Below are 18,152 nucleotides of genomic sequence, written 5' to 3'. Positions count from 1 at the left end.
ATATGCCCTTCATACGAACGCAACGTCGCGGGTCGCCACCGCCTTAGAACGCCTCATCGGGAAAGAATGCAGATACAACACATTCGAGTGCTCTTCAGTTTCGGAGAGCCACACGAGCAGTCGAACCCATTCCTGCCATTGTTCCTCGGTAGCCTGCCTAGCGACGTCAACGGCCAAACCTTCACTTGGCGAAGGGCACTGCTGGGACGTTACGACGTCTTTCATTTCCACTGGCCCGAGCACTGGTTCCAGCAGACGAAGGGCTGGAGGCGTCCAGTACGACGGGCCTTGATTGAGTTGGTCTTGGCCAGGTTGTGGATCACTGGAACACCGGTGTTGTATACAGCTCACAACACCGCGCCGCATGAGAAACTCTCTCGAGGTGACTCGCGCGCGCTCCAGCGGGTGCTGCGCCGAGCCAATGTCTGGATAGCACTGAATCCATTCACTCCCGTTCCTCGGGAAGTGCACGCCGTCCACATTCCACACGGACACTATCGCGATTGGTACCGCGTGCCGAGTTCAAGGACGCAAGCGCGCGAAGGCCGCGGGGGCCTACTCTTCTTTGGCCTCGTGCGTCCGTACAAGGGCGTTGAGAACCTTCTCCAGGAGTTCATCCTTGCGCAGGGCGAGAATTCCTTGAGTCTCCGGGTGATCGGCGCTCCGCAGACTAGGGCTCTAGCCGAACGTCTCCACCAGATCGCGGGCGATGAGCCGAGCATTCGTCTTGAGTTGGAGCGCGTGAACGACGACGCTCTCGCGACCGCAATCGTGGACAGCGAACTTGTCGTTCTCCCCTACAGGGATATTCACAACTCTGGAGCGGCGCTATTGGCTCTGTCGCTCGACAGGCCGATCCTAGTTCCGTCCAACGACGTGACCATCGCCTGGCGTCAAGAATTCGGCGACGACTACGTTCACTTGTATGCGGCGGAACTGACCGCGGATGATCTTGCCGCCGCAGTAGCGCGGGTCAGGTCCACGGATTGGGCATCGATCGGGCCAGTGTCAATGGACCATCGGGACTGGCCTTCGATAGGACAGGCTCACCGAGAGGCGTATCTGCAGGCACTCGGGGACAAAGACTCCGTAGATCTAGAACTCTGACGCGGGAACACTGATCGCGAGCACTTGGCAGTTCAGGCGGCCTTGCGGTACCGAGCGTACCCGCGTTTCATTGACGCCGACTTAGCGCAAAACAGAGGAGAGCACGAGTGCGAACGGCCGGGCAGCGATGCTGAGAATCGAGCGACCAATCACCAAGCGTGTGTCGCGAAAGGTCTACCACCTAGGCGCTGCACGCCTCGCGCCCAGGCAGGCACGATTGCTTGAATCGCAGAATCACGAAAGCAGCATCCCAGTCGTTGGCGACTCGCCGGTCGCGGTCTCGATGACAACGCACGGCGCACGGATAAATTCTGTGCACCTCGCGCTTGAATCCATCGCGGCAGGCGACTCGCGGCCATCGCGACTCATCCTGTGGCTCGACGACCCCAAGGCGTTTGAAAATCTGCCGCCGGCGATCAAGCGTCTGCAGGCACGCGGGCTCGAGGTGCGTCTCACCGCGAACTACGGCCCGCACACGAAGTACTGGCCACTTGTCTCGGGCGAGGCAGGAATGCCCGAACACGCATTCGTCGCAACCGCTGACGACGACGTTGTTCTTCCCCGCTTCTGGCTTCGTAGGCTTCTCAAGCACGCGAATGCGGCGGAACTCACCTGCTATCGGGCCCACGTCGTCGGGTTCTCGGATGCCGGCGAACTGCTTCCGTACAACACATGGCGCGAGTGTTGGACTTCTGCACCAAGCTACGCCAACTTGCCCACCGGTGTCTCGGGCGTTCTCTATCCGCCTCGCATGCAGGCGGCGCTGAGGAACTTCGGCACGGCGTTCACCCAGCTCGCGCCCAAGGCAGACGACGTCTGGCTGCATTACGTCAGCGTTGAAGCCGGCCTGCCAACGCGACAAGTTCACGGTCTCCCGCTGGAGTTCCCGCTTACACCTGACTCGCAAGAAGACGGCCTGTACCTGTCAAACGTTCAGCAGTCTCGGAATGACATCCAGATCGCGAACACGTATGGGCATACGACGATTCGCCGGATCAAAGACGCGTTGAGCGAGGCAAACGCATGAAGATCACGTTCCTGAGCAACGTGCCGTTGGGTTCCACGTTTCGGCTTGGAAGCCACCATCTGAGCCGAGAGCTGGCGAGGTCAGGGCACGATGTAGTGCATCTGTCTACTCCGCTTTCACTCGTCGAACGTGCCCTCAATCGCGAAGTGATGGGACGCAATCTGGCTCGAGCAACCGCGCCGCTGGGCGATGCACACCGGCGACTACTCGACGGGGGCTATCGGGACGACGCGGGCGTGTGGCACGACGTGCCACGGCCCATCGCCCCGATCCGACTCATGCGGCGTTCACGTTCCGTTCAACTTTGGTTGCGCCAGGGCCACGGCCGAGGCACTGATGTCGCCATCATCGACCAACTGTTCCTAGCCGAAGCACTCGTCGGGTTTCGAGGCACGGTGATATACCGGTCGACCGACATGCAGACATCGCCGCGCGGAGCGCGGCTGGAACAACAGGTGCTCAGCCGTGCCGACGGCGTAGTGTGGTGTTCACCAGTCATCGCCCCGGATGCACATGCAGGCGCCACCGGGAAGCCACAACTCGTCCTAGAAAACGGCGTCGACGACTCCTTCTTCGGCAACAACGCCGTGGCACGCCGGACGGGTTTCGTGTATGTGGGCGCACTGGACCGTCGGTTCGACTGGCACTTGGTAATAGCATTGGCCAGAAGGCACCCGAATACTCCATTCGGTTTGGCAGGTCCCGTCACAAGTCCGCCACGCGAACGGCTGCCGGGCAACATCACACTGCTCGGGCCGGTACCTTACGACGACGTCCCGCGGCTTCTCCAGTCGTACTCAATCGGGCTGCTTCCGTTGACCGACGATCCTATGAACGCTGCCCGAAGCCCCATGAAGTACTTCGAGTACCTCGCGTCGGGGCTTCAGGTGCTGGCGTCGCAAACGCCAGGACTCGCCGCGCGACCGCACGTTCAAGGCGTCAGACTTTACGATGGGCACGCCGGCGCGTTTGCGGGCGCTGAGGAACTGCTAAGTCTCGCGAGTCCCAATTTGACGGGGCAAGTACACGCGCGCATGTATAGATGGCAACGGCGTGCACGCGAACTTGAGCAGTTCGTCGAAAGCGTGGTCTCGGGGACCGCGCGGCGCGGTGAAGATGCGAACCCTGAACCAAAGGACTAGGCAGTTCTGTCGGCGCGCGGACCGCTCGCGCTTCACACGAGAGAGGGTTGGACATGACCATTGAGACGGCACTACTTGCCTACCCCATGCACGGTCAGCACAAGCTTTCAAACGAGGGCTACCGTACTCGGGACGGCCACCTGATCGAGTGGTTTGGAAACAGGTTGGACGGCCGTGGCACCGTGACGGTGGTATCTCGCCCCGAGCCTGCCGTGCTCCTACCATGGCGCCGCTATCCTGCGAGGACCGTAGCGCCGAACACCAAGCCGGTCACCATTGTGAGCCGCCGGATTCCGTCGCTTCGCGACCGACAGAAATGGTGGGTCGACTCCCTCAACGCGTATCACCGCGGCAACCCCGTGATAGATACGCCCGTGGTCACCTGGAACCCCTTTCTCTCGCTATCCTCGGCATGGCAGGCAATTGTGCGCTCGCGTCAGCCAGTTGCGTTTGACCTCTTGGACGACTGGACGATTCATCACGCGTTCGAAGGAGTGCGAGGGGACGTCGATCGCGCCTACCGCGTGCTCTTCGAGCATGCATCTTCCGTCACCGCGAACGCGGAAGGAACGGTGGAGCTCGCCCAGAGGTACGGAAGAGACGACGTAGCCTTATTGACGAACGGTTGTGACCCGGACCGATTCAGCGCGTTGTCTGCCGCGACTGGGGCGATGACCGTCGGGTATGTTGGGAAGATCGGACGTCGCCTAGATCTGGCGCTGATCGTGCGTGCGGCGTGCGAACTCCCGCAGGTGCGATTCCTTTTCGCTGGTCCCGTTCTCGACCGAGAATATGCGGGCCCCATGAAGGCGTGTGCGAACATTGAGATGCTCGGTGATGTCCACTACGACGACGTTCCTTCGTTGCTTAGTACTCTCGACATCGGTTGGGTTCCACATCGCGTGGGCACGGGGGAAGTAGGCGGCGACGTGATCAAGACATACGAGTACCGCGCCGCTGGCCTACCTGTACTCACCACCCCCGTGACTGGAGCGTCGAGCCGCGGCCTAGATCAGGTGACCGTACTCGGCGCGACTGATCATGTGGCGTGGCTCGCAGCACTTGAGGCGACGGGGCCACGCGTCCCGCGAGCCATCAGCACGCTGCCGGACGATGTGCGCTGGTCTGAAAAGGCTGACTTTATCCTTGGCAAGCTTGGCCTTGAGCCACCTGTCCAACGTTCGAGGCATCAGCAACCGGACTGAGAGGCAAGGCTTGGCAATTAGGATTCGCCTTGCGATTCGTGCCACGCGTTTGGCCACGGCCGGGGGCACTACTGTTGATCCACGCCCCGACAGATTCCTGAAACTCGACTTATGGCGGAGGTCTCATTGAGCGCACTGATCTGGGCGGCTCTCGCTACGGGCTTCATTGCGCTGTTTCTTCCGGCGCGCCCGCCCGTCCGTGCGGGTGCGGCACTTCTAGTAGCGCTCGTAGTGATGGCAGTTTTCCCACGCACTGGCGGGCGCGAATCGGTCGGTCTGACCGCTACATACGCGGTGGTGTCGGCCATCGGTATGGTGGGGGTTCTCTCCTTCCGACGGCAAGTGATACCGTGGTTGTTCATCCCGTTATCCGCATACCTCGCATTCGGTTTGGCTTTCGTATGGCCGTCGAGTTCAGCGGTCCGGGGGGGGACTGTCAATATACTCTTCGCCATTCTTGCGTGGAGCGCAGGCGCGTTGCTTGGGGACAGTTTCAGAAAGTATGCAGAATTCAGACGCTTCACCGTAGCCATCATTGCATTCATAATCTATCTTCAGGCCGCGATCTGCGTACTCCAGATCATTGGAATTCCCATCTTCGAAACGACGGGGCAAACAGCGATCCTTGAAGGCGGCAGAGCAAGTGGGACGTTCGCCCACCCGTCCGTGATCGGCAAGATCTTCGTTCTCTGCCTCGTGCTCTTGTTGCCTGCGACGAAGTCCAAGGACGTGATGAGTCGTCGTCTCGCGTCTGCTGGCGTCGCCTTCGGCCTTCTCGCAATCATCCTCTCAATGAGCCGCGCGAATATGGTCGGAGCCGCCGCAATGATTCTGGCCTGGTCGCTCTTCCAGTCCCGCGATGGGCTCACTCCTCGCAGGTTTGCGCTTCCAGTGATCGCTGGCCTGTTGGGGCTACTGTTCCTCAACTCGATTCTCGGACGGTTCGACCAGGACTCGGGCGAACGCGCACACTTCATGGAGGTCGCGCAACAACAGTTTGCGCGCACGCCGGTCTTTGGCGTCGGACCAGGTCGTTACATCGAAGCGGTTGGCTCCTACGATGCGCTGACCGCGCAAGGCTGGCCCGTGCACAACACCTTCATGCTTGAGTTGGTCGAGCTCGGATTGGTTGGCGCCATTCTGTTCTTCCTGCCCTTCGTCGCCGTCGCAGTTCACGCGATGAGCCGCCTGCGTTCGTGGAGCGACGGAGATGACCATGCACGTGCGCTCATCGCATTCCTCCCCGCACTCGTTGTCATCGGGTGGACTGGCTGGGGACTTCTGGCACCATCGACTCTGGCTTTCGTGAGTTTCGTCTATGCGTTTTCCCGCGCACAGTTTGTACGCAACTCGGACTCCGGAACCCGGCAATCGCCCGGCGCACGCGCCGCGCGATCTCGGTACCGGCACCGACGACAGTCTGGAGTCGGCCCCGCTGCGGCGGCCATGTGAGCGACGTCAATAGATGACGAGGAGCCGCGGTCACTGACGGCGCTCGCCGAATGTCCCCAGAGTTGCTCGGTGAAGTACCCCAGGTCGCGCGACAGCGGCAAGCGGAGGCGTTTCTAACTGGAAATAGTGTTGGGCGCTGTCAGCCCTGCTGGACCCCGGCGGGCCTCCGAGCTGAGCGTTGTTGCGGAGCGCCGGTGACCCATTGCGATGCTGGCGTGCGCAACGCGATCACGCCGAATGCCCAGGGGAACAGGAGCGCCGCGGCAAACACGACGGGCCACCCAATGTCGAACCGCTCGAGCGCCCAGAGCACAACCGGATGCGCGAGCACCACGGCGAACCCGGTTGTCGCAAGTGTCACCACCGCCGCCGAAGCCCTTTCGCTCAGCGCCGCAGCGGCAGGTTTGGCGACGAGCACAAGCCCCCACGACATCGCGGACGCGACAAGCGCGCTCGCAACCGGCGTACCCCAATCGCCCTGTTTGAGGCCGACCGGCTATACAGCGTCCAGCATTGTGAGCGCAACCCCCGTCACAAACATGCCGGCGCCCAGCCATGCTCGAGCCGAACCGATTCGCGGCTCGTAAGCACGGGTGACCTGACCGAGGGCAACGAACACGACCGCCAACAGCGACGTGCCGAGCGCGAGCGGCGTCTGCGAGAGGGGCGCGCCGACGAACGGAGCCACCAGAAGCGCAGCCACCACAAAGATCCCGCGCGCCCACTGCGGTGCGAGTTCCAGGACGCGCCACAGCAGCGCGGTCCCGAATAGCGCGAACACGAACCAGAATGTCGTGAAAGGCCGCACTGCGTAGTAGCCGCCGTAGACCGGCGCGAGCAGCAGGTCAGGGCTGTGGCCGGAGAGTGTCGCTCCTGCGAGGAATAGTGCATACGTGGCCGAGAACCAGAACAGGTAGGGCTTGAGCAGGGTCCGCGTGCGCCTGGCCGCTTCGTCGCGAATCGCTCTTTGCGGCTTCCACAGGTAGCCGGTGAGAAAGAAGAACACAGGCACGTGCCAGATGAACAGTGCGGAAGTCCAACTTCCGAGCGGTATGCAGTGCCCTGCGACGATTGCCATAATGCCCAGAACCCGCACCAAATCGATACCCGCGTTACGCTCCCCCATAGCAGTCATGGATGAGATGGTATCGGTGCACGTCGTCGGCTTCAGTAGTACCAAAGGTCGGACTGCGCCCAGGAGAACTGTGCCGTCCGGCGCGACGCACCGTAGATCACGATTGCGAGGTCGAGTGTGGTGGGGTCGCGGAAGTCTGTCACCAGGTCGGCCACAGCCACGACGTTCCCGCCTTCGAGGAAGTAGGCCGCCTGTGCCTCGCGGACCCACGGGCGGGGACTGCCCCGGCTTAGGTTGACATCCTGACCTGCCCCAGGGTCTGGCTACCTGATCACGTGTGTCGTGCGGGCGGGGATGGCGTGCATTTCTGACTGTAGTTCGAAGTCGATGGGCGTGAGGTAGCCGATGCTGGGGTGGCGCCGGGCGCGGTTGTGCCAGATCTCGATGTGCTCGAAGCTCGCGTTCGCGAGCTCGATTCTGGTGTTCCAGGTCTGACGGTCAAGCAGCTCGATCTGCATGGATGACCAGAAGGACTCGATCATCGTGTTGTCGAGCCCGTCGCCGACGGATCCGACTTATGGCATGAGGCCTGCGGCGCGGATGCGGTTGCCGAATGCCCACGAGGTGAACTGGGCTCCGTGGTCGGCGTGAACGATGCCGCCGGGGGCGGGATCGCGGGTCTTGATGGCCATGTCGAGGGCGTTCAGGACGAGGCGGGTGTCGGCGCTGGAGTCGATGGACCAGCCGACGATCTTGCGGCTGAAGGCGTCCAGGACGCAGCAGCAGGACAGCCAGCCCGCACGGGTCCAATGTTGCGTGATGTCGGTGACCCACAGCTCGTTGGGCTTCATCCGATGGAACTTGCGGTTGACGAGGTCGTCCGCGGTGACGACGCCGCGCAGCCTCTTGATCCGCGTCGGTCCTGGCAGTCCGTAGATGCCTTCCAGGCCCATGAGGTCGCCGACGAGGTGCTCGCTGACCTTGACGTTCATCCCCATCGTCAGCTCCGCATGCACGCGACGGTAGCCATACGTACCGCGGGAGGCGGTGTGGAACTCGCGAATGAGACCGGTGAGCTATTCACGGCGCATCTGCGTGGGCGAGGTCGGGCGATGCTTGTAGCGGTAGTAGCCGGGCTTGGACACACCCAGGATCCGGCAGCAGGTGAGCACGGGGTGTCCGGCGGCGACGAGGACGTCGATCACCGGATGGATCCTTTTGGGTGGGGCTTGTCCTCACCCAGCAGTTTGGATGCGACCTTGAGGACCTCGACCTCACGTTCGAGCTCACGGATGCGCTTCCGCGCTCCCTTCAGCTCGGCGCTCTCAGTCATCGACCGGCCGACGATCTCGCCGTGGTCGATACGATCCTGGCGCACCCAGTTGCGCAAGCAGGTCGTGCTGATGCCGAGGCTGAGGGCGACCTCGGTGGCCGGACGGCCGGCTCTCACGAGCGCGACGGCTCGATGACGGAACTCTTGCGGATAGGCCTTGGGCATGGTCCGGACTCCTCGAGATCGAGCCTGGCCGACACACTGCCACTGGTAACCGAACCCTGGGGCAGGTCATCCAAGGCATCCAGAGCGCATCAGTCCACTAGGCTAAGTTCGCGCGTCGGCAACTACGAAGTGCGATGCTTTCGCAAGCTTCTTTTGGCGGTTTGCGCTTAGTGATGATTTGCTTGTCTGTGGGCCAGTGATGGAGAGGCGGCACGAATGGTGGAGTCCGGCACCCGTGAAGTTCACGTTGGCCGTGATGATTCTTTCGATCATTTGGTGATCACTCGATTCAGCGTGAAAATGGACGATATTGATGGGCCAGCCGATAGGGAACGTTGGCTTCATGAACGCATGGAATTGCTGCGCAAGTATCCTTTGCCTTCACTTCAGCGCCAGACTTCAATGAATTATACGTGGGTCCTGTTGCTCGATGAAGATAATCCCGACTGGTGTCGGAAGGAACTTGCGGAACTAGAGGGGCAAAACGACTTTCTTAGAGTGCACTACATTTCCGCGCCATTCACACCCGAAGTCTGTTCGGCGGTAGTGGCGCACTACTCAAAAGGCAATGCTCTGATCACGACTCGGCTGGATAGCGATGACGCCCTCGCTGAGAATTATATCGACGAGGTGCAAGCACGATTTGATAGCCAAGAGCTCTGCGTCGTCAATTTCTTACACGGAATACAGGTCTCGGATGGGAAGGTGTACAGGCGCGATTATCCTTTGAACCCCTTTGTGTCACTGTATGAAATGAACTTCGCCGGGCTTCCTCCAAAGACAGTCTTCATGGACCAGCATCCGCGACTTGGCGCACATGCGCAAGTCGTTGATGTCGAGACGTCCGAGGCTATGTGGATGCAGGTGGTGCACGGCGGCAACGTGGCAAACAGGGTTGTCGGATGGAGGCTCGGCGCTGGCGCTATGCTCCCGCAATTTCCGCCGTTTTATACTTCAGATAGTGGATTAGTTGGCATCGTGCGTGACCGATTGGCATATTTGGCGGCAAGAGGTGGACGTGGCGTACGGAGGGCGGCTAACCTCGTTTCGAGTTGGCCGCAGATTCGAAAATACCGGCGCGACAGGCGTTGCGGGAGGTATTATCCCTCCAAGCGTTCATCAAATTCGGGCGGTTGTCGAGCAGCGCATCAAACTGGCTCTTCACAGATGAGGCTCTAGTGGCGACTCGGCGGTGAGTGGTCGGGGGTAGGGGTCAAGGTCCCCCAGGATGGAATTTCTCACACTGGGGTCTGCCCCAAGATCGGTTGACCGGGGTGGTGAGGCCGCGAGTGCCAGGCGTTGGGTAGCGTAAACGGCCTCGAACCCGATGGGCGTCATCCGGCCAAGACGTGCTTGCCGGCGGCGTCGGTGGTGGGTCTTCTCGATCCAGGTGATGATCGCGAGGCGTAACTCCTCGCGGGACTCCCACCGTTTGCGGTTGAGGACGTTCTTCTGGAGCAGCGAGAAGAACGACTCCATCGCGGCGTTGTCGCCGGCAGAACCGACGCGGCCCATCGAGCCGCGGATCCCGTGAGCGTTAAGTGCCACCACGAAACGCCTGGAGCGGAACTGGGCGAGTTCAACCGGTCGAAGCAACACCTGGTTGTTGAACTGACTGTAGTTGTTCCTCGAAGACCTCGGCCGGTGTCTTCCAGCCGAGGACCTTCCGAGGTCGGTTGTTGACCGCCAGGGCGACTGCCTCAAGTTCGTCCGCCGACCAGCGGGACAGATCGGTTCCCTTCGGGAAGTACTGGCGGAGGACCCCGTTGGTGTTCTCGTTCGTGGGCCGCTGCCACGGCGAGTGCGGGTCCGCGAAGTACACCTTCGTGCCCGTCTCGAATGCGAACTGGGCGTGCCCGGACAGTTCCTTCCCGCGATCCCAGGTCAGGGTCTTGCGCAGCTGCTCGGGCAGCGTCGTCAGCGACGCCGATAGGGCGGCATTCATCGCGATCGCGCCGTAGCCACCCAGCGATGGACCGTTCTTCACCTACGGCTTCTCGCCCCAGCCGTCCATGCGGGGAAGGTGGACCAACAGGACGGTGCGGCTCTTGCGCTCGACGAGGGTGCCGATCGCCGAGCGACCCGTCCCGATGATCAGGTCGCCCTCCCAGTGCCCGGGTACGGCACGGTCGGCGGCCTCGGCCGGCCGTTCGGACAAGACCACGTCGGCGGTGACGTGACCCTCGGCCTTGTTCCGGGTGCGCTGGCGCGGCTGGCGCAATGCTCGCCCCGTGCGCAGGCACGTGACGAGCTCACGTTTGAGCGCGCCGCGGCCTTCGATGAACAGCGACTGGTAGATCACTTCGGGGCTGATGCGCATGGACTCATCATCGGGGAAGTCGACCTTGAGCCGGTGCGAGATCTGCTCAGGGCTCCACGCCAACGCCCACCGTCGATCGGCCCGATGGGGCTTGTTCAGCCCCTTCCATGGCGGTGGTGTCGAACCGTCCACGGCCATGCCGTCGGGACGGCGCACCTTTCCCGACAAGCGCTCCTGCACGTACGCGCGCAGGCGCGGGTTGACGACGAGTTTCGCGCTCTTGGGGCGCTTCGCGGCCTGCTGGGCCTTCCACTGCGCCACCAGCGCCCGATACTCGCTCTTGCCGCTACGCGTGGCCGCGTTGCGGCGCAGTTCGCGCGAGATCGTCGACGGATCGCGTCCCAGCCGGCGGGCGATGTCACGCACCCCGACCTTCTGCACGTGGAGCAACGCGATCTCCTCGCGCTCGGCGAACGACAAATACCGGCCCGAGGGCTCGGCCAGACTGATCGGCGGCATGCCGCCAGCGTGGCGAAACCAGCGCATCCCGACCGGCACAGACACGCCGACCTTCAGCGCCGCTTCAGCCGAGGTGATGCCCGTCGCGATCAGTCGCCAGAACTGCCGCTGGACCGCTCGCGAGGGCTCGGGCCGCCCGGGCGAGCGCATCGGCGGACGCAACGCTCGATCCGCTCGCCACTGTCGGCGAGCATCCTTGGGCACATCGCTCGTCTTCGCATCCCAATGCTTCGTTGCCACTGCCGTACACCTCCCACACGAGGTGTTGCGACGACCAGTTGAATCCGCCCTGGCTACCCCTTTAAGAGTGGCACGTCAGATCGCTCAGATCAGCACCCATGAGGGCGCGCCGGGCGACGGCCTGCTCGAGCGCCGCGACCGCCAGCGAGGACTTCTTCCGGCTATCGATGGAGTAGCCCACGATACGGTTCGAGAAGACGTCCTTGATCGCGCACAGGTACAGCTTGCCGTCGCCGGTCCAGTGCTCGGTGATGTCGGTCAGCCACACGCGGTCCGGGGCGTCGGCGGTGAAGACGCGCTGGACTTGGTCGTCGTGGACGGGCGGACCGGCCTTCTTGCCCGAGCCCCTGCGACGGTGCACGGCAGCTATGATGCCCGCTTCCTTGCACAGCGAGTGGACCGTGTTGCGTGACACCTCGAGGCCGAGCGCTTGGAGCTCGTCGGCGATGAACCGGTAGCCGAACTCGGGATCGTCGGCATGGACGTCGAGGGCGGCGTTGATCAGGTAACGCCGCTCGTAGTCGGCCGCCGTGAGCGGGTTGGCCTTCCACTTGTAGAAAGCCTGCTTGGAAGAGCCCAGCACCCGGCAGGTCACCGCGACGGGGACGCCGTCGGCGGCAAGGTCAAGGACCAGCGGGTACGTCATTTTGGGGAGATCGACTTGGCGAAGTACGCCGCGGCCCTCCTGAGGATCTCGACCTCTTCTTCGAGCTGACGGTTGCGCTTCTTCAACTCACGCATCTGGGCCGATTCCTCTGCCACGACGCCGGGACGGACGCCGTCCTCGACGTCGGCCTTCTTCAACCAGTTGCGCAGGCACGACTCGGTGATGCCGAAGTCCTTCGCAATCTGCGCGATCGAGCCGCCCTGACGGGCGACCGCGACGACATCACGACGGAACTCCGCGTGATAGGGCTTGGGCACGGGAAACATCCTTCCAGCACGGACCGAGATCCGTGGCGGTCAGAGTCAACCGATGCTGGGGCAGACCCGATCGCCGAGACCATCGCTACCGTCACCGGCTTCCACGGCACCACCGAGTGGGACACCACCAAGCCCGACGGCACCCCGCAAAAGCTCCTCGACGTCTCCCACCTCGCAGGGCTCGGCTGGACCGCGCAGATCACGCTCGAGGAAGGCCTGCGCTGCACCTACGCCTGGTACCTCGACAACGCCGCACACATCCGCGGCTGATCAAGGCGTTCGCCCGGCAGAGCGCAAAGAAATGGCCGCCACACCTGTCGGTGCGGCGGCCCCTCTCTCGTGAAGAGCTAGTTGGCCGCGGCGCGGCGTCGCGCCGCCACGAACACGGTCGCGGCGCCCGCGACCAGCAGCACACCCGCGCCCGCGGCGAGACCGACGTTCTCGAAGCCCGTACCCGAGAGCTCGTCGCCCGTGGTCGTCGACGCGGACGAGACAACCTCGATCGAGGCGGTGTCAACCGCCTCGCCGTCGATGATCGCGGTGATGCCCATGGTGCCCGTGCTGCTCGGCGCTGTGATCGTGAACGACGCGACGTTGCCAGAAACCGTCTTCGCCGCCGAGGTCACGGTGCCCGCGATCGAGGCGTCCTCGCCCGCAGTGGTGACCTGGAGCGCGACCTTGGACCCGTCAGCCGCGCCGACCGTGCAGCCCACAGTGTTGGTGACGTCAACCTGCGAGGCGTCGCAGGTGAGCGAGTCACCGGCGTCGGGGTAGGTGTCGGCGGCGAAGGCCGCGGACGGTACGAGGACCGCCGCGCCAGCCAGCGCAACGGTCGCGATCGTGCGTGCAATCATTGATGCCTCCCAGCACTAGGCGCCCTCAGCAGCGCCCGAAGATTCCACAAGATGTTAACAGCCGTCGAGTAGATCATCGGACCTGGTGCTGTAAACATTAGGTTTCGGTCCAGGGGTGACGACGAGGTCGAGCTCCCGCAATCCGGACACATTGGCCGCGACCTCGAAGACGAGGCCCGTAGACTCACCGGGCAGCAGCGCGACGCGCGCAGAAGCGATCGATCTCCCGCCGAGCGTCTCAGGGTTGATCCCCGAGGGCTCGCCGTCCCGCTCGAGGGAGGTCACCCCCATTCCGGTCGCGGGGAACAGCCGGACGTTCGCATGGAACTCGCCGTCCGGGTAGTTCGCCGCACCCGTAGCGACGTAATCCGGCAGCCCGTCGACGTCGCCCGCGAAGGTGTGGGCGAGCGTCACCGTCACGGTCTGGCCGGCGAGGCTGCCGTCGGTGCACAGATGGTCGACCACGTCGGTGTGAACGTCGACGTAGTAGCCGATCTTGGCGCCAGAGCCGTCGTTCACGAAGACACCCAGAGCGGAGCCACCCTCGAGGAACGCTCCGCCGACCGCCGTGCTGGCCAGCAGCGCCTGCTCCGCGGAATCCGCGGACCACGCCATGAATCGTGCCTCGTCGATCGCACGCTCGATGCCGCTCACCGCCCGCGCCTGCCCGCCCACGAGCCGCCCGAAGAGCTCGGCCGAGGCGCGAACGAAGAAAGCGTCCTGGTCGCGAGGTTCGGGGTATTCCAGGTACGAGTCGCGGAGCATGATCTCGGCGAGATTGTCACCGGTGATGGAGAACGGGCCCACCTCGGTTGCGGGAGCGCCTACAAGCATGTAGCCAAGCGCCACCGGGTCGATCGAGAGGATGCCGTCAGCAACCTCGCCATACTCGGCCGCCCAGAACTCGCTCATGAGCTGTGCGGATCGGGGGTACTCCGGCGTGAAGTTCACGTTCTGCGGATAGACCGCCATGCGCCGCCCGAAGATGCGTAGCTCGTCCTCCGTGAGCGTGACGGGCTCTGTGCGGTCGATCATCGAGTTCGCGGTCGCGTAGCGCTCCAACGAGACCACACCGTCGTCAACTGTCACCTCGAGGACGGCGCCGGGAATCCCGCCGGTCGTCCTGGGCTCCGCATTGTTCTGCACCATCACCAGATAGGTCCGCACGTCCTCGCCGCCCAGCATGGTCGGGAGCACCTCGGCCGCGACGTGCGCGCCGTTGACGAGTTCGCTGACGGTCGCCAGCTGGTCCGCCAGGTCGAGGAACGGATCGCGCACGGCGGAGACGGTGCCTTCGAGATCCGTCGTCTCGAGGTTATGGACCTGGTCGGCGAGTACTTCCGCTGCGTCGGAGAGCGTCGCCCGGTAGGGCTCGAGCAGGTAGGGATCGATGCGACCGTCGACGAACTCCGGGGCCTCCAATGCAGACAGGTCACCCAGAGAGGCGAGAGGACTCAGTGCCCCTTCCGCGACCTCATCGACGGCAGCCCCTGCCCGCTGGAGTGGAACCGCTTGATCCCCCACCCACGGCAGGTGCGCGGCCAGCCACCACTGGGGCCCGTCGGTTGCAGCCGCGAACGTTCGCGCGGCAGACTCAAGTGCGGCCGCCTCGGCGACGAGCGTGGTTGCGTCGCGCTCGCCGATCGCCGACTGCGCTGCCGCCGCGTGCGTGGCAAGTTCGTCCTTCGCACGGAGCAACCGGTAGCCGTCCCACGCGAGGGCAGCCGCCGCGATGACGAACGCCGCGACGGAAACGGCCCCCAGCCAGCGCCAGAGGCGACGAGGCGTGCGCGAGGACGAGTGTCGTTGGGGGGCCACCGCGCTAGTGTGCCATCGAGCGTGCCGCGCTCGGTCGCACGGTCAGTATGCGCCGCGCCCGAACAGGATCGCGCCGACCGTGCGGAGCACGATGATGGCGTCGCCGGCGAGGCTCCAGTTCTCGGTGTAGTAGAGGTCGAGGCGGACGCTCTCGTCCCAGGACAGGTCGCTGCGGCCGCTCACCTGCCACAGCCCGGTGATGCCCGGCTTCACCAACTGGCGACGCGCGACGCGCGCATCGTCCCACTGGTCGACCTCGGACCGGAGCGGCGGGCGCGGGCCGACGATGGACATGTCGCCCTTGAGGACATTGATGAGCTGCGGCACCTCATCGACGCTGAAGCGCCGCAGTAGCCGGCCGATCGATGTGACGCGCGGGTCATCCTTCATCTTGAACAGCACCTCGTTGCCCTCGGCGCGCTGGCGCTCGCGCAGCTCCTCGAGCCGCTTTTCCGCATCGACGTACATGGAGCGGAACTTCAACATCGCGAATGGCTCGTGGTCACGACCGATGCGCTCCTGGCGGAAGAACACCGGGCCCGGGCTGGTGATCTTGATGAGCGCGGCGACGACGAGCATGGGAAGCGCGCCCAGCGCGAGGAGGGTGAACGCGGCCAGACGGTCGCCAATCTCCTTGAGGTAGTACTTGCCGCCCTCGAAGCGGGGGATGTCCACGTGAAGGAGCGGCAGACCCTCGACAGGGCTCATCGACACCCGAGGGCCGGCCACGTCGACCATCGCGGGCGCCACGATCAGTCCGATATCGGTGCCCTCCAGCTCCCAACCGAGTTGACGTGACTCCCTCAGCGACATTGCGTCGGTACCAGACAGCAGCACGTACTCCGCGTCCTCCCGCTTCGCGACTTCCGCGGCCTCATCGAGAGTGCCCAGGAGCGGGACGTCCTGCATGTCCTCGTCGACGAAGCGGTGACCGGCCGGCAGGCATGCGCCGATCACGGAGTAGCCGGCTCGGGGCGAGCGCTGAATGCGGCGGATCAACTGTTGCGAGGTGAGCATCGGTCCCACGACGATGACCTGCGCCAGCAGCTCGCCGCGGTCACGCTGCGTGTGCATCCACGCACGCCACGCGGCCCGGTAGACCGCCAGCGCGATCGTTCCCAGAGGAATGGCGAAGAGCAGATACCCGCGGCTGACATGCCACTGGGTCAGGAAGCCGACGATCGCGACGATCGTGAAGGTGTGCCACGAGGCGAGCAGCACCCGCTGGAACTCCTGAGGCCCGTGTCCGAGCACGAGGGCCTCACGCGACCGGGTCCAGCCCAGCTGCAGCACCCAGAGCGCGGCGACGATCACGGTGACCTGCCAGTAGGCGGGAGAGTCGTCCCCGGTGACGCCGACGAACGGATCCCACCCGAAGCGGACCGCGTGGGCGCCAACCATGACGAGCGCGACCACGACCACGTCCGTGAGGAACAGCCGAGCCTCGTACTTGCGCGCCCACCCGCGCGTGCCGAACATCCTCTGCTTCGAAGCGCGCCGAAGCGCCTCGCCCCCCATGGCCTTCATGGCGGTCAGGGTACCTGCTCGAGAGTCGCCGCAACCGCAGGCGTGCAGCGTTCGGGGATGGCCGTGGCAAGATTGGTCCGTCGTGGGGGGTGCGCCCTCGCGTGCGGGATTCGACACCAGGGAGACACGTGGAGCTACAGGACTACCTCCGGATTCTTCGCAAGAACTGGATCCTGATCCTCCTGCTGACGGTCCTCGGTACGAGCGCCGGCTTCGCCTACTCGATGGTGTCGACCCCGAGCTACTCCGCCTCGTCAAAGGTCTTCGTATCGACGTCAGGCGGCTCTTCCGTTTCCGAACTGGCCGTCGGTAGCAGCTTCACCCAGCAGCGCGTCAAGACCTACGCCGACCTCATCTCCACCTCGGCGGTCCTCCAGCCCACGATCGAGTCGCTGCACCTCGACATGAGCGTCGCGCAGCTCCGCGGGAAGATCTCCGCGTCGACGCCGCTCAACACCTCGGTGATCGACATCTCGGTGTCGGACTCCGACCCCGTGTTCGCCGCCTCGCTTGCCACGGAAGCCGCGAACCAGCTCATCGGCGTGGTCGAGGACATCGAGACCACCGACGCCTCCGAGGGCTCACCCGTGAGCCTCGCGGTTGTGCAGGAGGCCGAGGTCCCCCAGTACCCGATCACTCCCAACAAGACCCTCAACACCGCGCTCGGCCTGCTGCTCGGACTCGCGCTCGGCGTCGGCATTGCGCTGCTTCGCGCGACGCTCGACACCCGCATCCGCGGCGAGCGCGACCTCGAGCGCCTCACCGATGCTCCCGTGCTCGGCGGCATCGTCTTCGATCCCAAGGCGAAGCAGCGCCCGCTCATCGTCCACGAGGACGCCCGCAGCCCCCGCGCCGAGTCCTTCCGCACGCTGCGCACCAACCTTCAGTTCCTCGATACAGAGCGAGAGACCCGCAGCTTCGTCATCACCTCGTCGGTTCCGTCGGAGGGCAAGTCCACGACGGCTGCCAACCTCGCCATCACTCTCGCCGATGCGGGGGCGCGCGTGCTGCTGGTCGGCGCGGACCTCCGCCGCCCCAAGATGGCCAAGTACATGGGCATCGAGGCCTCCGTCGGGCTCACCGATGTGCTCATCGGGCGTCTCGACCTCGAGCAGGCGATCCAGCGTTGGGGCCACAGCGAGCTCCACCTCCTGCCGTCCGGCTCGATCCCGCCGAACCCGTCCGAGCTGCTCGGCTCCTCCCGCATGGACGAGCTCATCAAGCAGCTCGATGCCCGCTTCGACGTCGTCCTCTACGACGCGCCGCCGCTCCTTCCTGTCACGGACGCCGCGGTCCTGGCGAAACTCGTGGGCGGAGCGGTCCTCATCGTCGCCGCAGGTAGGACCCATGCGCCGCAGCTCGACAGCGCGCTCCAGTCGCTCGAGACCGTCGGCGCCCATGTCTCCGGCCTCGTGCTCTCGATGCTTCCGTCACGCGGGCCCGACGCGTACGGCTACGGCCGCTACGGCTACGTGTACGAAGAGGAGCGCTCCGGCAAGTAGCG

At 64.1% G+C, this 18,152-nt stretch carries 14 protein-coding genes and 4 pseudogenes; 8 read left to right on the top strand and 10 right to left on the bottom strand.

Going from position 1 to position 18,152, the window contains the following annotated elements; all coding sequences use genetic code 11:
* Positions 1-573: 573 nt before the first annotated feature.
* From QQX09_RS06125 to QQX09_RS06105, 5 genes are all read left to right on the top strand, one after another.
* Positions 574-1,107, top strand: coding sequence for a glycosyltransferase family protein (locus QQX09_RS06125; RefSeq protein WP_301132206.1), 534 nt, complete (start codon positions 574-576; stop codon positions 1,105-1,107).
* A 127-nt stretch (positions 1,108-1,234) separates the two neighbouring features.
* Positions 1,235-2,134, top strand: a complete 900-nt coding sequence (locus QQX09_RS06120; protein ID WP_301132199.1) for a glycosyltransferase family 2 protein — start codon at positions 1,235-1,237, stop codon at positions 2,132-2,134.
* A complete protein-coding gene (locus tag QQX09_RS06115) occupies positions 2,131-3,276 on the top strand; it encodes a glycosyltransferase (protein WP_301132189.1) in 1,146 nt (381 codons plus the stop codon). The genes QQX09_RS06120 and QQX09_RS06115 overlap by 4 nt, the downstream gene beginning before the upstream one ends.
* A 53-nt stretch (positions 3,277-3,329) precedes the next feature.
* Positions 3,330-4,481: a glycosyltransferase gene (locus QQX09_RS06110; protein WP_301132179.1), complete on the top strand. Its 1,152-nt coding sequence runs from the start codon at positions 3,330-3,332 to the stop codon at positions 4,479-4,481.
* A gap of 126 nt (positions 4,482-4,607) precedes the next feature.
* The gene (locus QQX09_RS06105) at positions 4,608-5,933 is read left to right on the top strand and encodes an O-antigen ligase family protein (protein ID WP_301132169.1); all 1,326 of its coding nucleotides are present in this window, start codon (positions 4,608-4,610) and stop codon (positions 5,931-5,933) included.
* Between the two features lie 139 nt (positions 5,934-6,072).
* Here the strand turns inward: QQX09_RS06105 and QQX09_RS06100 are convergent, their stop codons facing one another.
* The 4 genes and pseudogenes from QQX09_RS06100 to QQX09_RS06085 form a co-directional block, all read right to left on the bottom strand.
* Positions 6,073-6,351, bottom strand: a complete 279-nt coding sequence (locus QQX09_RS06100) for a hypothetical protein (protein ID WP_301132161.1) — start codon at positions 6,349-6,351, stop codon at positions 6,073-6,075.
* 78 nt (positions 6,352-6,429) lie between these two features.
* Entirely contained in the window at positions 6,430-7,068 is a 639-nt protein-coding gene (locus QQX09_RS06095) for an acyltransferase family protein (RefSeq protein WP_301132151.1), read from the bottom strand.
* A 32-nt stretch (positions 7,069-7,100) separates the two neighbouring features.
* On the bottom strand, positions 7,101-7,229 hold the full coding sequence (locus QQX09_RS06090; RefSeq protein WP_301132141.1) for a hypothetical protein: 129 nt from the start codon (positions 7,227-7,229) through the stop codon (positions 7,101-7,103).
* Between the two features lie 102 nt (positions 7,230-7,331).
* Positions 7,332-8,506: pseudogene (locus QQX09_RS06085) on the bottom strand (IS3 family transposase).
* Positions 8,507-8,722: 216 nt separating this feature from the next.
* On the opposite strand from QQX09_RS06085, the gene QQX09_RS06080 reads away from it, so the two are divergent.
* Entirely contained in the window at positions 8,723-9,685 is a 963-nt protein-coding gene (locus QQX09_RS06080; protein ID WP_301132131.1) for a glycosyltransferase, read from the top strand.
* 123 nt (positions 9,686-9,808) lie between these two features.
* Here QQX09_RS06080 and QQX09_RS06075 read toward each other — a convergent pair.
* From QQX09_RS06075 to QQX09_RS06065, 3 pseudogenes are all read right to left on the bottom strand, one after another.
* Positions 9,809-10,081, bottom strand: a pseudogene (locus QQX09_RS06075) (integrase core domain-containing protein); the annotation flags it as partial.
* A 4-nt stretch (positions 10,082-10,085) separates the two neighbouring features.
* Positions 10,086-11,435: pseudogene (locus QQX09_RS06070) on the bottom strand (IS30 family transposase).
* 196 nt (positions 11,436-11,631) lie between these two features.
* Positions 11,632-12,449 (bottom strand): annotated as a pseudogene (locus QQX09_RS06065) (IS3 family transposase); the annotation flags it as partial.
* On the opposite strand from QQX09_RS06065, the gene QQX09_RS06060 reads away from it, so the two are divergent.
* Entirely contained in the window at positions 12,432-12,719 is a 288-nt protein-coding gene (locus tag QQX09_RS06060; RefSeq protein WP_436969051.1) for a hypothetical protein, read from the top strand. The pseudogene QQX09_RS06065 and the gene QQX09_RS06060 sit on opposite strands and share 18 nt — an antisense overlap.
* 77 nt (positions 12,720-12,796) lie before the next feature.
* On the opposite strand, the gene QQX09_RS06055 is transcribed toward QQX09_RS06060, so the two are convergent.
* Genes QQX09_RS06055 through QQX09_RS06045 form a run of 3 tightly spaced genes read right to left on the bottom strand, consistent with a single transcriptional unit; the run spans position 12,797 to position 16,648 of the window.
* A complete protein-coding gene (locus QQX09_RS06055; protein WP_301132122.1) occupies positions 12,797-13,303 on the bottom strand; it encodes a hypothetical protein in 507 nt (168 codons plus the stop codon).
* A gap of 54 nt (positions 13,304-13,357) precedes the next feature.
* Positions 13,358-15,121 (bottom strand): DUF4012 domain-containing protein, encoded by a 1,764-nt coding sequence (locus tag QQX09_RS06050; RefSeq protein ID WP_301132110.1) that lies wholly within the window; start codon positions 15,119-15,121, stop codon positions 13,358-13,360.
* A 42-nt stretch (positions 15,122-15,163) separates the two neighbouring features.
* Positions 15,164-16,648: a sugar transferase gene (locus QQX09_RS06045; RefSeq protein ID WP_301132097.1), complete on the bottom strand. Its 1,485-nt coding sequence runs from the start codon at positions 16,646-16,648 to the stop codon at positions 15,164-15,166.
* Positions 16,649-16,776: 128 nt separating this feature from the next.
* On the opposite strand from QQX09_RS06045, the gene QQX09_RS06040 reads away from it, so the two are divergent.
* Complete coding sequence (locus tag QQX09_RS06040) at positions 16,777-18,150, top strand: tyrosine-protein kinase domain-containing protein (RefSeq protein ID WP_301132090.1); 1,374 nt, start codon at positions 16,777-16,779, stop codon at positions 18,148-18,150.
* Positions 18,151-18,152 lie beyond the last annotated feature (2 nt).

Origin of the sequence: Demequina litoralis (assembly GCF_030418455.1) — a bacterium.
Taxonomy (GTDB): Bacteria; Actinomycetota; Actinomycetes; order Actinomycetales; family Demequinaceae; genus Demequina; species Demequina litoralis.
This window is presented reverse-complemented; position numbering and strand designations above follow the sequence as displayed.

Excerpts from the sequence above, each read along its gene's own strand:
- QQX09_RS06120 (WP_301132199.1), top strand. The coding sequence starts at position 1,235 with ATGCTGAGAATCGAGCGACCAATCACCAAGCGTGTGTCGCGAAAGGTC.
- QQX09_RS06115 (WP_301132189.1), top strand. The coding sequence starts at position 2,131 with ATGAAGATCACGTTCCTGAGCAACGTGCCGTTGGGTTCCACGTTTCGG.
- QQX09_RS06110 (WP_301132179.1), top strand. The coding sequence starts at position 3,330 with ATGACCATTGAGACGGCACTACTTGCCTACCCCATGCACGGTCAGCAC.
- QQX09_RS06095 (WP_301132151.1), bottom strand. The coding sequence starts at position 7,068 with ATGACTGCTATGGGGGAGCGTAACGCGGGTATCGATTTGGTGCGGGTT.
- QQX09_RS06080 (WP_301132131.1), top strand. The coding sequence starts at position 8,723 with ATGGTGGAGTCCGGCACCCGTGAAGTTCACGTTGGCCGTGATGATTCT.
- QQX09_RS06055 (WP_301132122.1), bottom strand. The coding sequence starts at position 13,303 with ATGATTGCACGCACGATCGCGACCGTTGCGCTGGCTGGCGCGGCGGTC.
- QQX09_RS06045 (WP_301132097.1), bottom strand. The coding sequence starts at position 16,648 with ATGAAGGCCATGGGGGGCGAGGCGCTTCGGCGCGCTTCGAAGCAGAGG.